This is a genomic window from Pedobacter sp. 01N416 (assembly GCF_056399685.1).
On the sequence record NZ_JBFTRT010001159.1, the window covers coordinates 1 to 362 of the forward strand.

The following is a 362-nucleotide window of genomic DNA, read 5'->3' on the forward strand; positions in this document are numbered from 1 at the left end:
TGAGCTTGTCGAAGGACCTTTTTTAATCTCTTAAAAAGCGTTTCGACAGGCTCTCCGTAGGAGTCCTTTGGACAACGTGACAAAATTCTATATGGAATCACAATTTATGATACAACCTTCTCGAAATATGGATCTGCAATCCACTTGCTCCCTTATAAAAATATTGGCCTATCCAGTTTAATTGCAATACGATAAGCTGCATTCATTAAACCTACGTGACTATACGCTTGGGGGAAATTACCCCACTGACTACCCGTCTTAGCATCAACATCCTCACTAAACAAAAGAAGATGATTACAATATTTAATAATATTTTCGAATTCTTTAATCGCTTCATCCGTACGGCCAACACAGGCCAAAGC

1 protein-coding gene is annotated in these 362 nt (G+C 38.7%); it reads right to left on the reverse strand.

All coding sequences use genetic code 11. From position 1 onward, the window contains the following. Window positions 1-152: 152 nt before the first annotated feature. The coding region (locus AC1DND_RS29700; protein ID WP_477586660.1) for a glycoside hydrolase family 15 protein at window positions 153-362 on the reverse strand (210 nt) is incomplete at its 5' end.